Source organism: Galactobacter valiniphilus (genome assembly GCF_003575975.1).
Taxonomy (GTDB): domain Bacteria; phylum Actinomycetota; class Actinomycetes; order Actinomycetales; family Micrococcaceae; genus Galactobacter; species Galactobacter valiniphilus.
The window spans coordinates 55,076-71,308 of sequence record NZ_QQXK01000014.1 but is presented as its reverse complement, the minus strand read 5'-3'; the positions used below and the strand labels follow the sequence as shown (position 1 = coordinate 71,308).

The window sequence follows — 16,233 nt, the reverse complement described above, 5'->3', positions numbered from 1 at the left end:
CGCAGGGAGCCCCACAGGCCTCGGCCGGCAAGGAATCGGGTGCCTCCGGCCGAACCCGGCGCCGACCTACCTCCGGCGACGAACACCTGCGCAACTCTCGCGCGCGGGCCGGGACCCATTGCGGCGTCGCCCCTCACGTCATGGAGGGGGCGGCGCCGCTGTGGTTTTTGGCTTTCCTGTAAGTCAAGGTTCTTTCGGCGTCTCCGCATTGTTATTCATGGATGCTTGATTGTCGGTGCCCACGGGAGCAGGCTGGGGGATTGACTCCGGCCTGCTGGGCGCGTCGTGCGCGCCCGTGGCCGGGAGAGCACGCTCGTGTGGGAGCGCGGGCGCGAGGCGAGTAACGCTAGGGGAGCGGCATGGCCAAGCACGAGGCGCACACACCGGAGCCCGACGACGCCTCCAGGGCCGCGGGCGGGGCCGGTGGGGCGCCGACGCTCGATGCGCACCCGATGGGGTTCCTCGGCGGTGGTGCTCACCGCGGGGGCGCCCAGGAGTTTGTGGTGCTGACGGACGCCGAGGAACCGCCGGAGGAACTGGCCGGTGCGCGCCCGGTGCGCGAGGCCGGGAGCAAGCGGCGCTGGATCGCTGGGGGCGTGGCCGCCGGCGTGCTCGTGGCCGGATTCTTCGTGTGGACGCTGCCCGGGTCCGGGGCGCTGGAGACGCAGGGCGGCGCCACGTGGTGCACCGGGGCCATCCCGACCACGGAGGACGCCAGAACCGTGGAGATCTACGCGGCCTTCAAGAACTTCTCGTCGCTTCCCGTGACGGTGACCGGGGCTGGGGCCCAGCAGGTGGACGGCGTGACGATCGAGAAGGTCGAGGCCAGCGTTCGCACCGACGCCGGCGGAGGCGGGCTGGCCCGCAGCGATAGCTTCCGGCAGCGCGACGGCGCTCCGCCGGTGGCCCAGCTCGGAGCGGGCCGCAGCGTGGAGGTGGCACCGGGGAAGGAGCTCCTCGTCGTGCTCACGGCCAAGTCGCTCGCTGGCGGGTCATGGTCGGGGCAAGTCTCCGAGGTGCGGGTCGACTACCACTCGTGGACGCAGGCGCCGCATCGCAGTGTCGATGGATCGATCATGCAGTTCACCACCGGGAAGTGCCCCGAGGTGTGAGGCGGGGAGCTGGGGCCGTGAGTGGCGGTGGCGCCTCAGGCGGTTCGTGGGCCTCGGCCGGGGAGCGGCCCTGCCTTAGAGGCAGCTTGCGACCGTTGGCCCGCTCCCCGGAGCGCCGCCTCGAGGGCCTGCCGCGCCGACGCAAGGAGCGTGGGATCGCCCGGGGCGCGAAGCGCCGCGGCCCGCGCAAAGTCTGCTGCCGCGTCGTCGTACTGGTGTGCCGCGAAACGGACCTTGCCTCGGTGCTGAAGGAAGGTGGCCTCGTGGGGTGTTCCCGCGTGGTCGCGGACCAGCTGGTCATAGATCTTGAGGGCCTAGGTGTGAGCACCGAGATCGCGCAAGGCGTCCGCGTGCAGGGCGAGACGGCGGGCCGCGGGGGGATGGGTCGCGAGCTCGTCGATCGCTGCGGAGGGACAACCCGACCACAGCAGCTCGATGGCCTTGCCCAGTGGATCAACGCGCACGTGTTCCCTGAACGCTGACACATCCACGATCTGCGGTCGAAGCGTGACGGGGTCGGTGAGTCAGCCCTCGGCGGGAGCGGGTGGGGCAAACGGCCAGTCATCGGCATAGCTGAATGGAAGGGCGACCACCTGGACGTCGTCCTCGTAGATGATCCGGCCGGGGGTTGTGGTGGTGAGCAGGGTCCATGGAACCTGGTGGGCGTCCAAGAGGCGCGTGTAGCCGCGGGCGTAAGCGATGATGTGCACTACTTCCGCCTTGAACCAGGCCTGGGCCCCTGGGTGTTTCGTGTGGTCGTAGGTGTCCGGGTGGGTGCTGCTCGGGTCCGGGTAGAGGCGGTGACCCAACTCGTTGTTCTCCCGCCACCACCGTTCTTCTTCCTCGCTGAGGCGGCCGTCCGCCTGGAGCCCGTTGGCAAGAGCGAAGAGCCCCGGGAAGCGGCCGTGGCGGTTGGGGACGGCGCTGTGGAAGCGGAGGAACTCGGCGGGCATGCGTTCGATCTTGGTGGTGGCCCGCGGTGGAGTCAACGATCGTCGCGTGGGGTGAAACGTTCCCATGCCGATTGGCGTGTCATGCCCAGGGCGGCGCCGATGCGGGCCCAGCTCATTCCACGCTCGCGGGCCGCGCCAACCCACGACTGGAGGTGTTCCTCCACTTGGGTGCCGGCCGCGGCAACCTGGGGCAGGCGGCCAAGCAGCTCGTCGTCGCTCAGGTGGGACCAGAAGCTGAACGGGGCATCCGGGTCCCTGCGGGGGTGCTCCGTGGCTTGTTCCATCTTTTCCAGCGCTCCGCGTGCGCAGTCCCGGCAGATCGCGGCGAGGGGGCTGAAGGCCATGGGGCCCGTGACGGAGCGCCCGCGGAGGCAGTAACTGCACAGGACGTCTTCGAGCATGGCTCAAGTATGGCGCAATCGCCCCTTGCCGTGTCAGGTTCGACCTGACAATCTGTCAGGCATGACCTTACGCGAGGGCTTCAGGCCCAACAGGACGGCGGACTCGGCGCTCATCCGCAGCGGTGGGCTTGAAGGCGCGGCGGACGCCATGGTCCGCGGTGTCCTGCCCGTGGTAGCCGTCGCCGGGCTCGGCGCCGGCACGGGCCTCGTCGGCGTGCTCAATGCGCTGGGCCTGGCCGCTTTCCTCGTTCTCGGGGTGTGGGTAGGCAGACGCATCGACGCGATGGTAACGCCCGAACGGGCGATGGCGCTGAGCTCGCTCCTCCGAGCGGCCGTGGGCCTGGTTGTCGTGCTCGCGTGGTGGGCAGGGCTGCTCCGCGGTGCCGGAGGCGCCGCGATCCTGATCGCCACCGCGGCCATCGTGGGCGTGGCAGAGGTGTTCTACGGGGCAGGGCAAGGCGTGGCCGTGGCCCGCACCGTGCCGGTTGAGGAGGTGCGGAACAGCTACGGGCGAATACAGACATCGGCGCTGATCGGCGACGGCGTGGGGAGGCTGGCGCTCGCGGGGGTGCTGATGTGGGGGCCAGCGAGTTGGGCCTGGGCGGCCGCTGCGGTGCTCTACGTCCTGTCGTGCGCCAACCTCAATGGGGGAGTGCGGCGACTCTGTGGTGCTCGGAGGCGGTTCGCGTCGACGTTGGAAGCGGGGGCCGGAGCGTCTCCAACGGTCTCCTCGAAGCCGGTTCCTCTCCGTTGGTGGCGGTCGTCACGGGGCGAAGTGGCTCCGGGGGCCCGCGCGGAGTCATCGCGCACGGAGTCGCCGGAGGGCGAGCCCGGGGCCTTCTCGCTGCTGTTCGCCTCGGTGCCACTGCGGCGTCTCGTGGCGGTCAATGCGGTGAGCAACGCGGCGGCGATGGCGTCAAACACGGTTCTACCGGTCCTGGCACTTGCTGCGCTGGGAGTGCCGGCCCAGGTGTACGTGGGCGTGGGCGTCCTCGGTGCAGTGAGCTCCGTGGCCGGTGCCGCTGCGGCGGCGTCGTGGACCGCGCAATGGGGGTTGGTCCGGGTGCGTGTGGTCGGCGCGGTGGCCTGCCTGGCCGGTGGTGCGTCCGTGCTGGGGTGGGCCTGGTGGAGCCTCGGGCACGAGGGCAGTGTCGGTGGTTGGGGGCTGGCCGTGTCTGCTGCGCTGTTCGCTCTCCAGGGAGCAGCGCACGGTGCCGGGACCGCCGTCGCCAACGTGGCGGGAGCAGACCTTCTCCCTCGCTGCGTTCCACCACACCGACTAGGTGCCGTAGCAGGTGCGCAACGGACCATCACGCTGGGGGTGATGCCGCTGAGTGCCGCGTTGTTTGGAGTGCTCGGTCAATGGCTTGGCGTGCTCGGCGCGGCAGCGGTGTGGGTGGGTCTTTTGTTGCTCGGGGTGGTGCTGTCCGCGCGGCTCGTGGCGCCGAGTGCCGCTGCCGATACGGCATCCGGTCCGGAGTCCTGTCCGGACTCCTGCACCGATCCGGTTGACGCCCCGGACGTCGGCACGGGTTCGCTTGACGACCGGGCGCCTCGCTCTCGCGAGAGTCGGAACTGACGGGTGGGCTCGGCGGCGGCTGGCCACGTCGCGGTGGCCGGGCCTGTTTTCCCTCACAGGTGCTTTCTTGCGGCGTGTCATCCACATTCTGCGTGATTCCGGGGTTCTTGGGTGGTTTCGGTGGGAGAATTGAGGGGTCGCAGAGGCCCGCGGGGAGGGGCCTCGAAGCCGACGATTCTGTCCGTGAGCAGAGCCTCGGAGGGTGGTGGTGCTCGTGTTGGATGTCGACGCTTTGGAGCGCGCCGCCGCGCTGGTTCGAGGGGTGCTGAGCGGGGCCGAGGCCACCTGGGACGGAGCACCCGAGGAAGTCGTGGTGCGGGCGCTGCAAGCGGCAGCGGACGTGGCCCGCGCCGTGGACGGTCTCAAGGTGGCGTCGGCGGGGGCAGTGGAACGGCGCTCCACGCCGTACACGCGCTCGGAGGCGCTCGCGAGCCGCCTGGGGCAGTCCTCTCCCAAGGGTCTGCTGACCGAGGTCTTCGGCGTCGGCTTCTACCAGGCGCAGAGCTGGTTGGAGCTGGCGGCGGCCTCGCGTGAGGCTCGTCGTTGGCCGGCCCTTCGGCAGGCGTTGGTGGGCGGGGAGCTCAGCATCGAGACCGCCAAGGTCATCCACGAGCGCCTGGGTGGTGTGAAGAGCGAATCCATCCCGGGCGGCATCGGGGTCGCGGAGGCCACACTGGTCGCCAACGCCACGGCCGGGCGCGTGAACCTGTTCGAGCAGTGGCGGCGGGAGCAGGAGCGCGACGCCGCGCTCGCCGCCCAACAAGCCGCCTACCAAGACGCCAAGCGGGCCGCGAGCGAGCAGGGAGCCAGCGGTTTCGGGGACGCCCCCGGTGCCGAGGGACGGTGGGGCGACGGTGCGAGCGGTGACCACCAGGAGCGGCACTCGCAGGGTGCCCAGGACGGGCCCGACGCCGAGGGGCTTTGGGGATCCGGAGCGAGCGGCGCTGACGGCGACGCTTCGGAGCCGGGTGGGGTCGAATGGCAGGGCGCCGGTGTCGGAGTGGGCTACGTGCCGATCGCAACGCCGCGCTTCCTCCCACAGGGCCCGTCGGATGGTGGTGGCGTGCCTGACGGTGCGGGGTGGTCCGGAGCCGGAGCCGGAGCCGGAGCCGGAGCCGGAGCCGAGGCTGGGGCCGTGCTCGGCGCTGGGGTCGGCCTCGGGCGGGGCGCGGAGACGGGGCCCGGGGTGGGGTCCGCCGTCCAAGAGCCCCGACGAGAGCCAGACGCTGGTGGGCCCGCGGGCTTCGGCTGGTTCCACCCGGGCCAGCGCCCCGCGAACGTGGATCGGCGCGGTGGATTTGTGGGCGGCGGCCTGGCCGCTGCCGGTGGGCGCCTCTCGCCCAAAAACGTGCTGCGCGAGGCCAAAGACTGGGCCGCCGTCCTGGACCCGCAGGCGCTGGAACGCGCGCACGAGGAGCAACACCGTCGGCGCTTCTTTGACCTGAAGCACCTCGCCGAAGGCGGCTACGCCATCAGCGGCTTCGCACCCGAGCTCGAAGGTGCGGCCATGCGCACCCTGCTGGACGCCCACCTGTCGCCCCGCACGGCTGAGCCGGAGCAGGTGACCCTGTTCGAGGACACCGCGGACGCTCACCGCGTGGGCGACGCCAGCCGCGTGCTCGGCGGGCCGGGCACAGCAAACACGGTTGGGGCGGCTGGCGTGGGTCGGGCGGCTGCCGCCAGCGGCCGGGCCGGGGTTGCCGACCGGGGCACCCCCGCGGACCCCCGCACGCACCGGCAGAAGACCTTCGACGCCTTGGCCCAGATCATGCGGGATCAGGCCGCTTCGGCCTCGGCGCCCCGAATCGGCGGCGCTGCACCCACGTTGCTGATCACTGCCTCGCTCGAGGCCCTGGACGCCCACCTGCGCTCGTGCGCCGAGCATCACGCTCCGTCCTCGGAAGCCGCCGTAGATTCCGCGCGGGGCGCTGAGTGTGGCGATGCGGCAGATTCGGGCCGGGTCTGGCCCTGCTCACTGCAGGAGCCTCCCCTGGACGCCAACGGGCTCCCGGACGGCGAGCGGCTCGCGGACCTCCGTTTTGCCCGGGTGGGGCGTGACGGAACCCCCGTGCCGATGGGGAGCATCACCCACCTTCTGTGCGATGCGGCCATCCAGCTCATGCTCACCGACGAACGCGGCGCACCGCTGCGGCTCGGCCGGGAACAACGGCTGTTCAGCAAACACCAGCGCAGGGCCCTGATCGCCAGGGACCGGCACTGCAGGGCACCGGGGTGCGACATCCCGGCCACCTGGTGCGAGGCCCACCACGTCGTCCCCTGGAGTAGCGGCGGGTACACCGACGTCGGCAACGCCATCCTGCTGTGCTCGTTCCACCACCACGAGATCGACCGCGGCCGGCTGCGCGTCGAACACCTCGAGGAACGGGGCGGGACACCAGGCCAGGGCGGGTCACCAGGCCTGGGCGCCGTCACCCCGTACCGGGTGGTGGCCGCAGGCGGGGGAGTCGCCCGTGAGGCGCTCTGCGGATAGTGGGCCTGTCGCCGCGGTGGGCTGCGTGGGCATGGGGCCGCACAGCCGAGGACAGACGAGCGCGGAATCGTCGTGATCGGTGACCAGCGACCGGTGGCGAGAGAACGAGAGAGCGTGGGGGCGTCTCACCGTGGGCCGTGTGAAGGCCGGGCCTCGTTTCCTACACTGGCTCGCGTGAAGACTCCCATCCCGGAATACCTGGTCGAGGTGCTCGACGGCACCCAGGACGGCGGCGAGGTCGCCTCCTACATCCCCGAGCTGGCCCGCGTGAACCCCGATCGCCTCGCCGCAGCCCTGTGCATGTCGGACGGCCGGCTCTACACCGCTGGCGACGCCGACACCCGCTTCACCATCCAGTCGATCTCCAAGCCCTTCGTCTACGCGCTCGCCGTTCAAGAACTCGGCCTCGACGAAGTCCTCAAGCGCATCGGCGTCGAGCCCAGCGGTGAGACCTTCAACTCCGCCTCCCTCGACCCCCACACCCAGCGCCCCGACAACCCCATGGTCAACATCGGCGCCATCGCCACCCACGCCCTCGTGCGACCCGACGCCACCGTCGCCGAACGCGTCGAACACATCCGCGCCGGCCTCTCCGCCTTCGCTGGCCGCGAGCTCGAACTGGACCTCAACGTCTGCTCCTCCGAGCTCGAGACCGCCTTCCGCAACCTCTCGCTCGCCTACCTCGTCCGGTCGGTGGGCGGCTTCGAGCAAGATCCCCGCGGCATCGTCGAGGGCTACACCCACCAGTGCTCCCTGCTGGTCGACGCCCGCGACCTCGCCGTCATGGCCATGACCCTCGCCAACGCCGGGATCAATCCGGTGGCCAAGGAACGCGTCGTCGACGAGGCGGTGGCCCAGCAGGTCCTCTCCGTCATGACCACGTGCGGCATGTACGACGCCACCGGCGACTGGATGACCCAGGTCGGCATCCCCGCCAAGTCCGGAGTGGGCGGCGGCATTATCGGGGCTCTCCCCGGCCAGGTCGGCGCCGCGGTGTTCTCGCCCCGCCTCGACGACGTCGGCAACTCCGTCCGCGGCGTCCAGGCCTTCGAACGCTTCTCCAAGGACATGGGCATGCACCTGCTCAAGGCCCCGCCGCTCTCCCGCGATGTGGTCCGTCGCGCCGGCGTTCGCGAGTCCAACCACGGGCCCGTCCACGCCATCGAGCTCCAGGGCCCGCTGCGCTTCTCGAGCACCGAGCGCGTCCTGCGCCGCCTCCAAGACATCCCCGAGGACACCCACGGCGTCGCCCTCGACCTCACCCGTGTCTCCTCCGTGGACGACGTCAGCCGCCGCATGCTCATGGAGGGACTGCGCCGCCTGCGCCTCGAGGGACACCCCGTCTACTTCGTCGACCCCAAGAGCGCCATCCCCGACCGCGATCTCGGCGACGGCTCGTACCCCACCGAGGCGGAGTCGCTCGACGAGCTCGGCCTGACGGGCCTCGCGTGAGCTCGCCCGTCCCGAAGGGTTGGGAGGCCGGCGCCGGCTGGGGCCCGTGGGCCGTGCTCCTGCGCCAGGCCGACGGCGCCTACCGCGAGGAGCAATCTGGTCCGCTCGGGCGCCTGATCGCCGGCTGAGCCGCGCCTTAGCGCCGTCGGCCATCCGCGGACCTACTCGCCGCCCAGCAACCCGAGCACCTCGGTGGTGACATCGACCTCGCGACCCGGCCCCGCGCCGTCGGGCGCCCCGGGGTGCCGCCCGCGCTCCGGAACGAAGCGGGCCCGCCCGGCCCACCGCTCGCCGCCCGGCGTTGAGGCCGCGAAGAGCTCGAATCCCGGCCCGCCCCCGCCGTGTCCCGCGACGGTGGGTGTCCCGCCGACCATGAGCCCCAGCCCGTAGCGTGCCGGCTGCAGCGGGTGTCCTGGCGCATCGACGGGCAGCGCCTCCAGCATCAGCCGCGGCAGTCGATCCGCCAGCGCCCCGCCCAGGATCAGCGCGATCCCTCGGGCCGCCTCCTGCGGATCGCCGATCAGGCTGCCGTGATAGACCCAGCCGGGATCGTAGGCCCGCAGGCGCTCGCCGACGCCGGGATCGGTGACGGCCGCCCAATCGCTCGCGTCGAGGAACAACCCCAGATCGAGGTCGAGGGGGGTGAGCACGAGCCGGGTCAGGACCTCCGAGAGCCCGGCGCCGTGGTGGGCCTCGAGGGCCATCCGCACCAAGAGGTAGCCGGCGTTGGAGTAGGAAAACGCCTCGGGGGCGTGGAGGTCGCTCGGCGGGCTGACCGCGAGCCGCTCGAGCACCCGCCACGCGGGCCAGGCGCCCTCCCGCGCCTCGACGGCGGCGCGGTACTCGGGCCACGCCGCGTAGTCGTCGAGACCGGAGCGGTGCGCCAAAACATCGCGCAGGACGAGCGGCTCGAGTGCGGCCGGGAGTCCCGTGATGAGCGAACCCAGGGGAGCCTCCGGCTCGAAGCTCAGCAACGCGGCCGCCGCGAGGTACGGCTTGGTGATGCTGTAGAGAGGGACGGCAACCATGCCAGCAGTGTTGCCGGGGTGCCGCGACGAGCACAAGCCGCGCGACGCTCCATCCGGGCGATGCGAACGCCGAGGGGTGTGGGCGAAAGGGCGCTCCGGCTCGACGCGTGCAAAGATCCGGGGCATGAGCAGAGTGAATCTGGACGGCCGGCTGATCTGCGATACAGGCGAGCAGGCGGCGACGGTCGCGCGCCACCTCCCGGAGCACGCCCGGCTCAGCCTCGCCGAGGCCGGGTGCCTGCGCTTCGAGGTGAACGCGATGAAGGACCCGCTGATCTGGGAGGTCAGCGAGTCCTTCGCGAGCCGCGAGGCCTTCGACGCGCATCAGGCGCGCGTCGCGGCCAGCGCGTGGGGTGCCGCCACGGCGGGCATCCGCCGTGAGTACACGGTGGTCGAAGCCGAAGCCGAAGCCGAAGCCGAAGCCGAAGCCGAAGCCGAACCGGACGCGCGGGGCTGAGCGGCGCAGCCCAGTCCCAGGGGTCGCAGCGTCGCGGCTGTCGCCGTGCCCCAGCTTTCGCCCTGCCGAGGCTTAGTGCGCCCAGTCGCCGGAGCTGAACTCGAAGACCCAGCCGAGCACGCCGACGATCGCGATGCCCGCGCCGATGAAGAGCACCCACAGGCCCACGGCAAGGCCGAGGAAGGCCACGGCCGTGCCGATGCCGAGGACGAGCGGCCACCAGGAGGCCGGCGCAAACGTGCCGTAGACACCCGAACGCTCGGCGATCTCGCCGCCGCTACGGTCCTCGGGACGCGGGCCCATGCTCTTGCCGGTCTTGCGCAGGAAGATGCCGACCATGAGCGACATGGCTCCGAGCAGCAGGAAGGCCGGGAAGCCCACCCACTCCTTGAACTGGGTGAGGAACCCGTAGGTGATGCCGAGCGGGATGAAGATGATCCCGCCCAGGAAGATGTTGGCCTCGGGGCGCATGGGTGGTCCTCTCGGGGTGGTGGCCCGGCGAGGGGCTCGACGTTTAGTTGGCGCGCTAATCATTAGTGTACCAACTAAATGGGGAAGGGGAGACCAAGGGGAGGGGCGCACGGACAGACGCGCGGACGGTTGCGCGGGCGTCGGAGCTTCGGTGCTGAGGCTGGTGGGGCGGGCGGGGGCGGGCCGCCGGGCAAGCGCAGGGCCGCGGCCCCACCGGCCACGGCCCCACCGGCCACGGCCCCGCCGGCCGGGCGCCTAGAGTCGCCCGTCCGCCACGGCGACGTCGATGAGCTTCATCATGGAGCCGTGCAGGGCGCGCAGCTCGGCCTCGTCCATGCCGAGCCGATCCATCATGATCCCGGGGATCTTCTCGGCCTCCTCGCGCAGCACGGCGCCGCGCTCCGTGAGCACGATGGACAGGGAGCGTTCGTCCTGAGGGTCGCGCTCGCGGCGCAGGTACCCGAGCGACTCGAGGCGCTTGGCGATGGGCGAGGCGGTCGCCGGGTCCTGGTAGAGCAGCGCGGAGAGCTCGCGCAGGGACAGCGGCGCGTACTCCCACAGCGCCAGCATCATGAGGTACTGCGGGTGCGTGAGGCCGAGCGGCTCCAGCACGGGCTTGTATGCGGCGATGACGCTGCGCGAGGCCAGAGACAGGGCAAAGCAGACTTGGCTTTCGAGGGCCAGGGGGTCCTGCTGCTCCGGCATGTGGCGCTCGCTTTCCTTGAGAGGCGTGGCCGCGCCAACGGCGCGCCCTCGCGCGGCCCGGGGGCGGGCCACGCCCTCCACTCTAGGCTCAGCGCTCGCTTCCGTGCCCGACGGCGGGTGGTCGCGTCCGGGGGACGGCGTCGATCCCTGGGTGGACGGCTGGCCGAGGCTTCCGCGTGGCCCGTCGGTGCAGGGAGCGCGCTACCGGCAGGGTGTGTCGGCCCGCGGTGTGCGCACGGCGGCGTGGCAGTGGTGGGCCCGGGGCGTGACCATTGATCGGATGAGTCGGGCCCGACGGGCGCCGCGCGCCCGCGCGAGCACGCGCCGTCGTGGCGTCTCCGTGGGCCCGCGGCCCGCTGCTACGCGCCGCTCGCGAGCGACTGCCCGAGGTCGGAGCGGTAGTAGAGCACGCTGCGCCCGTAGCGCGTGCGGTTCAGCAACCCGGAGCGTTCGAGCACGCGCAGGTGTTGGTTGATCGCCGAGGTGCTCACGCCGAAGCGCAGGGCCAGCTCCGTGGAGGAGGCCGGCTCGCCGAGCGCCGCGAGCAGCTCGGCGCGCGTTGCCCCGAGGAGCTGCGTCAGCGCGCCGCGGTCGGCGCCGGGGTGCGAGCTCCACATGGCGCCCTGCCCGCGCGCCGGATACATGAGCATGGGCGGCCGATCGAGGTCGATGAGCGTGCTCGCGTCCGTCACGAAGATGGAGGGCATGAGCGTGAATCCGCGCCCGGCGACCTCCTGCTCGGCCTCGAAGTTGCTCATGGTGCGCACGTCGAGGTGCTTCCCGTCCCAGGCGATCCGCTTGGCGAGCGAGGCGAACATGTCCTCGTAGCCGCCCGTGGCGAGGAGCCGGCTGCGGTGCGTGATGTCGGCCTGCAGCACGGAGCGCATGCGCGGCCAGTGCGGGGCAAAGCACAGGTGCCACATGCTCGCGATCGCCTCGACGATGCGCCTGACCACCTCGCGGTGCGGCCCGCGAAACACGGCCGGAAGCGTGCCGTGGATGGGCTCGAGGTCCGCGCGCAGGCGCTCGGGGGTGATCCGGGAGAGTGCCGCGAGCTCGTCGTCGATCGAGGTGAGCGGCGAGGCGGGGCGCGGATTGAGGAAGTCGGCCACCCAGCGGCGCTCGTCCACGAGGTGCAGGAGCACCTCCTGGTCCAGGACGGGGAGCACGGGGTGGATGTGCGAGATCCAGGCCTGCTGCAGCGGGTAGTGCTCGGGCAGGCGCAGGACGCGCAGGCCCAGGCCGAGCTCGTTGAGCGGGGAGATGCCGAAACGCAGGGCCGCGACGTCCGGCGCGCGGAATGTGTACCGGATCATGAAGCAATACGCTACATCTCTGTTCGCCGGCACCCGCCCAATGGGACAAAGGTGTCATGACATCCCCCGCCCCCACCGCGTCGGACGAGGCGACCCCCGCGCCGCTCACCCAGCTCTGGCGCACCGACATCACGCTGCGCACGCTGCTCATCGCCAACGCCCTCAACACCCTGGGCCGCGGCGTGTTCTTCACGCTCACGGCGCTCTACCTCACGCTCATCCTGGGCTTCGACGCCCTGCAGGTCGGCCTGGCCCTGACCATCGCGGGCGGCGTGGGGGTGGTGTTCTCGCTGCTCGGTGGCCACCTGGCCGACCGCCTCAGCTCCCGCACCATGCTCATCGTGTCAGCGGCGATTCAGGGACTGGGCCTGTGCGCCTACACGCTCATCTCCGGCTACTGGATGCTCCTGCTCATCGCCTCCATCACCATGGCGGCGCAGCAATTCGGCTCTTCCGTCCGCTCCGCCGCGATCGGCCGCGCCTTCACGGGCGATGACCGCGTGCGCATCCGCGCCGGCATGTACACCGTGACCAACGTGGGCATCGGGATCGGCACGGCGATCGCCGCGATCCCACTCGCGATCGGCACGGGCGGGGCGTACCGCCTCACCATGGTGCTCTCCGGCCTGCTCCTCGTGGCCGGGGCCTTCTCGCTGCGCGGCCTCGAGCCGGAGCGCGTGGACCGGCGCGCCGCGCCGGAACCGGTCGCGGCCGGAGAGGGAGGCGGGGTGCCCGACGGCGCCGGGTCGCCTTCCGCCGGAGACGTCGCCGTCCGCGCGGAGGACGGTTCAGCGGGCGGCGAGGCGGGGGCACCGGGTGCCGACTCGGCGTCGGCTGCCCAGACAACCTCGGCTGCCCAGGCTGCCCAGGCCGACCCGGCCGCCTTGACCGCTCCGGCCGCGCCCCGACCGGTGCCGGCCGCCGCGGACCCGACCGCCGCGTCGTCGTCCGCGAAGGCCGCGGCGCGGCGCCCGCGCTCGCCCTACCGGGACGCCCGCTACCTGCTCCTGACCCTGCTCAACGGCGCCTTTTCCATCCAGTTCGGGCTCTTTGGTGTGGCCGTCCCGCTGTGGGTGGTCAACCACACCGAGGCGCCGAGCGCCGCCGTCTCGGTCCTGCTCATCATCAACACGGCGGTCGTCGCCTCGCTCTCGGTGCGGCTCAGCCGCGGCGCGGGGGACCTCCCGGGGGCGGCCCGCGCCATGGCCAGGGCCGGCTGGCTCATGGCGGCGGCGTGCGGGCTGTGGGCCTGGGGCGGATTCCTGCCGCTCTGGCTCGCGCTCGTCGTCCTCGTGGCGGCGGCGATTGCCCACTCCCTCGCCGAGGTGCTCTCCTCGGCCGCCGGCTGGGCCATGAGCTACGAGCTCGCCCCGCCGGAGCAGATGGGCGCCTATCAGGGCGTCTTCGGCACGGGCTTCGCGCTCTCCAATATGATCGCTCCCGTGGTGGTGACGGTGACGGCCGTGAACATGGGCCCGCTGGGCTGGGGCATCCTCGCCGTCGGTTTCCTGGCCTGCGCGTTGGGCGTCGTGGCGCTCGTGAAGGCGGCGCGGCGCCAGGGGTAGCTGGGCGGCTAGCCCGCCGGTCGCTGCCGGGGCGCCCTCACGCCGTGGCAGGGGACGACCCGCCCCCGACTCATCCCGTGGTTGCATGGCGCGCGGTATGCGGGGATGCCAGGCTAGAGGGGCCGGCAGCGCATCCGCGCCGCCGGCCCATCACTCGGGCTGTCGCCGTGTCGCGGCGCCCACCTTCGAGGACCGAGGCCATGGATTTCCTGACCGCCATCAAGACGTGTTTCACCAAGTACGCCGAGTTCGGCGGCCGTGCCAGGCGCCCCGAGTTCTGGTGGTTTGCGCTCTTCCTGTTCCTGGTGAGCATCGCCATCGACATCGTGCTGCCCGGCAGCACCTTCGTCCCGACGGACGACGGGCTCGGCCTCGTCACGTGGCGCACGCCGGCCGACACTGTCAGCAACCTCTGGGCCCTCGCGACCCTGCTGCCCTCGCTCGCCGTGACGGTGCGCCGCCTGCGCGACTCCGGCCGCCACTGGGCCAACATCTTCTGGATGCTCTTCCCGATCGTGGGCTGGATCGTCCTGATCGTGCAGTGCGCCCAGCCGAGCGTCCCTGAGCAGCGCTTCTTTGGCTTCGGCGGCCCCGGCTACGGCCAGCCCGGCCAGCAGGCGTACGGCCAGTCGGGCTACGGGGCGCCGACCGGGTACTGAGCACCCCGTCGGTCCCGGCGCCGCGGGCCTGGCCCGCCGAGCCGGGACGACCTACACTCGGTCAAGTGATTGACAAGTCTCAACTCCTTGCCGAGTACGACCGCCACCTCCGCGCCGGGGTCGAGATGGCCGGCACCGCGAGCGTGGACCGGCTCGGTCCCCTGTACCTGGGCGTCTACGGCACCCCCGGTGAGGAGCAGACCGGCTTCGTGAGCTACGCGGGCCTCGGTGTGGACCCTGAGCACCCCGACACACCGGCGGACCGCGCCCGCGTGGACGAGGTCGTCCGCCGCATCGTCGCCTGGCGCGACGCCCGCCCCGAACTCTCCGAGGTGGAGGTCAAGACCCGCGCCCACGACCGCGCGGAGGGCCTCTCCGAGGCGCTCGCCGCCGCCGGCTTCGAGCCGGAGGAGCCCGAGTCCGTCATGATCGGCCCCCTCGAGGGGCTGGTCGGCACCCCCGCGCCCGAGGGGATCACCATCGCCCCCGCCCTCACGGAGGAGGCCATGTGGGCCGCCGCGCGCATGGAGGACGAGGTCTTCGGCTCCACCTTCGCGCAGCGGATCGTCCCCGAGCTGCTGCGCCGTCGCGCCGCCGGCGAGCCCGTGACGCTGTGGTCCGCGATCGCCGACGGTCGGGTCGTGAGCGCCGGGCGCATCGAGCCCGTCGCCGGCACGCCGTTCGCCGGCGTGTGGGGCGGAGCCACGCTGCCTGAGTACCGCGGGCGCGGCATCTATCGGGCGCTGACGTCCGCGCGCGCCGCGTCGGTGGCGGGGCTCGGCGTGCGCCTCATTCACTCCGATTCGACGGAGGACTCGCGGCCCATCCTCGAGCGGGCCGGCCTCATCAAGGTCACCGAGACGACGCCGTTCGTGTGGCGCCGGGGCGGAACCGCCTGAGGGCGTGCCGCGCTCAGTCGGCCCGGTGCCGGATCGGCCGGTGTTCGACGGCGGCCCGGAAGGCCTCGTGCGTGCGCACGGCCACGAGCCACCACACGGCCGCGGCCACGAGCGCCGACACGGCGGCGCCCCACCACGGGGTGATCAGCAGCGAAAACAGGACAAACAGCAGGCCGATGCCGCACGCCGCGTCCACGGCCACGAAGGGCCGCCGGGCCTTGATGAGCGGGCGCAGCACGGCGGCGAGGGCCTCGGCGATGAGGAACCAGAGCGGCACCCCGAGCAGCAGGATGGCGCAGGCCGTCACGGGCGAGAGCGAGGAGGTGAGGGTCGAGGGACCGATCACCCCGGCCGCGAGCCCGGCGGCGAAGGGGAGGCAGGCCAGGCCCGCCACACGAGACCATCGGCCGAGCGTGAGCCAGGGGGAGGCCGTGCGGGCGAGGGGGGAGCCGTCCGCGAACTGCTGTTGCATGCGGAAAATGCTAGGGCCGTGCGTCGATGAATGGCCATGACGGAACGGTGGATTTAGCCCTGAGCATGGCAACGATTCGGAAACGGCAGTGAACGACGGCGGCCGGGAACCTTTCGCGCGAAAGGTTCCCGGCCGCCGTCGTGCAGGGTGAAGGCCTCAGAGGCCGAGGGCCTCGCGCAGGCGCAGGACGTGGCCGTTGGGGTCAACGTCGTACTCGGCGTAGGCGAGGCGGCCGTCCTTGCCCACCACAAAGGTGGAGCGCTGGGTGCCGGTGAAGGTCTGCTCGCCCACCACGCGGGAGCCGTAGGCGCCGTAGGCGCGGGAGACCGCGAAGTCGGGGTCGGAGAGCAGGGAGTAGCTCAGGTGCTGCTCGTCGCGGAAGGCGCGCAGGGCCTCGGGCAGGTCGGGGGAGACGCCCAGGACGGTGTAGCCGGCGCCCTGGAGCGAGGCGAGGTTGTCGCGGAAGTCGCAGGCCTCGGTGGTGCAGCCCGGCGTGGAGGCCTTGGGGTAGAAGTACACGACCACGCCGGCGCTGGCGGAGCTCACGGCCTCGTCCAGGCCGATCGCGTCCCCGTCGGCGTCGACGATCGTGAAGTCCGGGGCCAGATTGCCCGCGGCGAGGCGGGGGAGGGTCTGCGTCATCATGACTCCTTACAGCTCGTGGTCCGCGCGC

The 16,233-nt window shown here is 71.9% G+C and carries 18 protein-coding genes; 9 read left to right on the top strand and 9 right to left on the bottom strand.

Translation table 11 applies throughout. From position 1 onward, the window contains the following. Positions 1-359 precede the first annotated feature (359 nt). Positions 360-1,112 carry a hypothetical protein gene (locus tag DWB68_RS08515; protein ID WP_119424712.1) on the top strand — a complete coding sequence of 251 codons (753 nt, stop codon included), beginning with the start codon at positions 360-362 and terminating at the stop codon, positions 1,110-1,112. A gap of 314 nt (positions 1,113-1,426) precedes the next feature. On the opposite strand, the gene DWB68_RS16215 is transcribed toward DWB68_RS08515, so the two are convergent. The 3 genes from DWB68_RS16215 to DWB68_RS08500 are packed head-to-tail and all read right to left on the bottom strand — an operon-like array spanning position 1,427 to position 2,466. Further along, the gene (locus DWB68_RS16215) at positions 1,427-1,576 is read right to left on the bottom strand and encodes a hypothetical protein (RefSeq protein ID WP_158588263.1); all 150 of its coding nucleotides are present in this window, start codon (positions 1,574-1,576) and stop codon (positions 1,427-1,429) included. Positions 1,577-1,636: 60 nt separating this feature from the next. Next, complete coding sequence (locus tag DWB68_RS08505; protein ID WP_119424710.1) at positions 1,637-2,065, bottom strand: hypothetical protein; 429 nt, start codon at positions 2,063-2,065, stop codon at positions 1,637-1,639. Between the two features lie 32 nt (positions 2,066-2,097). Continuing rightward, positions 2,098-2,466: a hypothetical protein gene (locus DWB68_RS08500; RefSeq protein ID WP_119424709.1), complete on the bottom strand. Its 369-nt coding sequence runs from the start codon at positions 2,464-2,466 to the stop codon at positions 2,098-2,100. A 61-nt stretch (positions 2,467-2,527) separates the two neighbouring features. Between DWB68_RS08500 and DWB68_RS16210 the strand changes: the two genes are divergently transcribed. The 4 genes from DWB68_RS16210 to DWB68_RS16985 all read left to right on the top strand — a co-directional run bounded on the left by DWB68_RS16210 (position 2,528) and on the right by DWB68_RS16985 (position 8,116). After that, the gene (locus tag DWB68_RS16210; protein WP_158588262.1) at positions 2,528-4,045 is read left to right on the top strand and encodes an MFS transporter; all 1,518 of its coding nucleotides are present in this window, start codon (positions 2,528-2,530) and stop codon (positions 4,043-4,045) included. 214 nt (positions 4,046-4,259) lie between these two features. Then, positions 4,260-6,536, top strand: coding sequence for an HNH endonuclease signature motif containing protein (locus DWB68_RS08490; RefSeq protein ID WP_147391625.1), 2,277 nt, complete (start codon positions 4,260-4,262; stop codon positions 6,534-6,536). 174 nt (positions 6,537-6,710) lie between these two features. Continuing rightward, the gene (locus DWB68_RS08485; RefSeq protein ID WP_119424706.1) at positions 6,711-7,988 is read left to right on the top strand and encodes a glutaminase; all 1,278 of its coding nucleotides are present in this window, start codon (positions 6,711-6,713) and stop codon (positions 7,986-7,988) included. Further along, positions 7,985-8,116: a hypothetical protein gene (locus tag DWB68_RS16985; protein ID WP_267896954.1), complete on the top strand. Its 132-nt coding sequence runs from the start codon at positions 7,985-7,987 to the stop codon at positions 8,114-8,116. Before DWB68_RS08485 ends, DWB68_RS16985 begins: the two co-directional genes overlap by 4 nt. Before the next feature lie 33 nt (positions 8,117-8,149). On the opposite strand, the gene DWB68_RS08480 is transcribed toward DWB68_RS16985, so the two are convergent. Then, positions 8,150-9,016, bottom strand: a complete 867-nt coding sequence (locus DWB68_RS08480; RefSeq protein WP_158588261.1) for a serine hydrolase — start codon at positions 9,014-9,016, stop codon at positions 8,150-8,152. A 133-nt stretch (positions 9,017-9,149) separates the two neighbouring features. Here DWB68_RS08480 and DWB68_RS08475 point away from each other — a divergent pair, with 133 nt between their 5' ends. Beyond that, positions 9,150-9,473, top strand: a complete 324-nt coding sequence (locus DWB68_RS08475) for a putative quinol monooxygenase (RefSeq protein ID WP_407645680.1) — start codon at positions 9,150-9,152, stop codon at positions 9,471-9,473. A gap of 72 nt (positions 9,474-9,545) precedes the next feature. Here DWB68_RS08475 and DWB68_RS08470 read toward each other — a convergent pair whose 3' ends face one another. From DWB68_RS08470 to DWB68_RS08460, 3 genes are all read right to left on the bottom strand, one after another. Next, entirely contained in the window at positions 9,546-9,944 is a 399-nt protein-coding gene (locus DWB68_RS08470; protein ID WP_119424703.1) for a cytochrome c oxidase subunit 4, read from the bottom strand. 255 nt (positions 9,945-10,199) lie between these two features. Further along, positions 10,200-10,649 (bottom strand): MarR family winged helix-turn-helix transcriptional regulator, encoded by a 450-nt coding sequence (locus DWB68_RS08465; RefSeq protein WP_119424702.1) that lies wholly within the window; start codon positions 10,647-10,649, stop codon positions 10,200-10,202. A gap of 359 nt (positions 10,650-11,008) precedes the next feature. Then, on the bottom strand, positions 11,009-11,965 hold the full coding sequence (locus DWB68_RS08460) for an ArsR/SmtB family transcription factor (RefSeq protein ID WP_119424701.1): 957 nt from the start codon (positions 11,963-11,965) through the stop codon (positions 11,009-11,011). 56 nt (positions 11,966-12,021) lie between these two features. Here DWB68_RS08460 and DWB68_RS08455 point away from each other — a divergent pair, with 56 nt between their 5' ends. The 3 genes from DWB68_RS08455 to DWB68_RS08445 all read left to right on the top strand — a co-directional run bounded on the left by DWB68_RS08455 (position 12,022) and on the right by DWB68_RS08445 (position 15,088). Further along, positions 12,022-13,530 carry an MFS transporter gene (locus tag DWB68_RS08455; protein ID WP_119424700.1) on the top strand — a complete coding sequence of 503 codons (1,509 nt, stop codon included), beginning with the start codon at positions 12,022-12,024 and terminating at the stop codon, positions 13,528-13,530. Positions 13,531-13,730: 200 nt separating this feature from the next. Beyond that, positions 13,731-14,189, top strand: coding sequence for a DUF805 domain-containing protein (locus tag DWB68_RS08450; RefSeq protein WP_119424699.1), 459 nt, complete (start codon positions 13,731-13,733; stop codon positions 14,187-14,189). A gap of 65 nt (positions 14,190-14,254) precedes the next feature. Further along, a complete protein-coding gene (locus tag DWB68_RS08445) occupies positions 14,255-15,088 on the top strand; it encodes a GNAT family N-acetyltransferase (protein ID WP_119424698.1) in 834 nt (277 codons plus the stop codon). Positions 15,089-15,101: 13 nt separating this feature from the next. Here the strand turns inward: DWB68_RS08445 and DWB68_RS08440 are convergent, their stop codons facing one another. Together DWB68_RS08440 and DWB68_RS08435 are read right to left on the bottom strand one after the other, a co-directional pair. Further along, positions 15,102-15,560, bottom strand: a complete 459-nt coding sequence (locus DWB68_RS08440) for a hypothetical protein (RefSeq protein ID WP_119424697.1) — start codon at positions 15,558-15,560, stop codon at positions 15,102-15,104. A gap of 156 nt (positions 15,561-15,716) precedes the next feature. Continuing rightward, a complete protein-coding gene (locus DWB68_RS08435) occupies positions 15,717-16,205 on the bottom strand; it encodes a peroxiredoxin (protein ID WP_325048558.1) in 489 nt (162 codons plus the stop codon). Positions 16,206-16,233 lie beyond the last annotated feature (28 nt).

Coding starts and splice junctions, on each gene's coding strand:
- DWB68_RS08505 (WP_119424710.1), bottom strand. CDS start 2,065: ATGCCCGCCGAGTTCCTCCGCTTCCACAGCGCCGTCCCCAACCGCCAC.
- DWB68_RS08435 (WP_325048558.1), bottom strand. CDS start 16,205: ATGATGACGCAGACCCTCCCCCGCCTCGCCGCGGGCAATCTGGCCCCG.
- DWB68_RS08455 (WP_119424700.1), top strand. CDS start 12,022: ATGACATCCCCCGCCCCCACCGCGTCGGACGAGGCGACCCCCGCGCCG.
- DWB68_RS08440 (WP_119424697.1), bottom strand. CDS start 15,560: ATGCAACAGCAGTTCGCGGACGGCTCCCCCCTCGCCCGCACGGCCTCC.
- DWB68_RS08465 (WP_119424702.1), bottom strand. CDS start 10,649: ATGCCGGAGCAGCAGGACCCCCTGGCCCTCGAAAGCCAAGTCTGCTTT.
- DWB68_RS08460 (WP_119424701.1), bottom strand. CDS start 11,965: ATGATCCGGTACACATTCCGCGCGCCGGACGTCGCGGCCCTGCGTTTC.
- DWB68_RS08470 (WP_119424703.1), bottom strand. CDS start 9,944: ATGCGCCCCGAGGCCAACATCTTCCTGGGCGGGATCATCTTCATCCCG.
- DWB68_RS16210 (WP_158588262.1), top strand. CDS start 2,528: ATGACCTTACGCGAGGGCTTCAGGCCCAACAGGACGGCGGACTCGGCG.
- DWB68_RS08480 (WP_158588261.1), bottom strand. CDS start 9,016: ATGGTTGCCGTCCCTCTCTACAGCATCACCAAGCCGTACCTCGCGGCG.
- DWB68_RS08500 (WP_119424709.1), bottom strand. CDS start 2,466: ATGCTCGAAGACGTCCTGTGCAGTTACTGCCTCCGCGGGCGCTCCGTC.
- DWB68_RS08450 (WP_119424699.1), top strand. CDS start 13,731: ATGGATTTCCTGACCGCCATCAAGACGTGTTTCACCAAGTACGCCGAG.
- DWB68_RS08515 (WP_119424712.1), top strand. CDS start 360: ATGGCCAAGCACGAGGCGCACACACCGGAGCCCGACGACGCCTCCAGG.